The sequence below is a fragment of the Paenibacillus radicis (ex Gao et al. 2016) genome (assembly GCF_014641555.1).
Taxonomy (GTDB): domain Bacteria; phylum Bacillota; class Bacilli; order Paenibacillales; family Paenibacillaceae; genus Pristimantibacillus; species Pristimantibacillus radicis.
This window is the reverse complement of the sequence record NZ_BMHY01000007.1, coordinates 1-483: the sequence shown is the minus strand read 5'-3', so window position 1 is coordinate 483 and position 483 is coordinate 1. Positions and strand designations below refer to the sequence as shown.

The window sequence follows — 483 nt, the reverse complement described above, 5'->3', positions numbered from 1 at the left end:
ATGGTGACCCGTAGGGGATTCGAACCCCTGTTACCTCCGTGAAAGGGAGGTGTCTTAACCCCTTGACCAACGGGCCTAAATGTTTCGTGAAGCAAAATTTCACTTCGTAAACGAAAAGTATAATTATGGCAGAGAGGAAGGGATTCGAACCCTCGAGACCCGGTTAGAGCCTACACGATTTCCAATCGTGCTCCTTCGACCACTCGGACACCTCTCTATATGGCTCCCCGAACAGGACTCGAACCTGTGACAACTCGATTAACAGTCGAGTGCTCTACCAACTGAGCTATCAGGGAATATGATTCAAAGCTTTACGCCTTGAAAACTGGATGCGAATTGAAATGAAGTCCTATTAGCAGTTAGGATAAGCCCTCGACCGATTAGTATTCGTCAGCTCCACACATTACTGTGCTTCCACCCCGAACCTATCAACCTCGTCGTCTTCAAGGGGTCTTACTAATTGGGAAGTCTCATCTTGAGGGG

3 tRNA genes and 1 rRNA gene are annotated in these 483 nt (G+C 48.0%); all 4 read right to left on the bottom strand.

Annotation, left to right across the window (positions count from 1 at the left end):
• Nucleotide 1 precedes the first annotated feature (1 nt).
• Nucleotides 2-76: transfer RNA gene (locus tag IEX98_RS17720), tRNA-Glu, on the bottom strand.
• A 50-nt stretch (nt 77-126) separates the two neighbouring features.
• Nucleotides 127-217 (bottom strand) — tRNA-Ser (locus IEX98_RS17715).
• Between the two features lie 3 nt (nt 218-220).
• Nucleotides 221-296 (bottom strand) — tRNA-Asn (locus IEX98_RS17710).
• A 64-nt stretch (nt 297-360) separates the two neighbouring features.
• Nucleotides 361-483 (bottom strand): 23S ribosomal RNA (locus tag IEX98_RS17705); the annotation flags it as partial.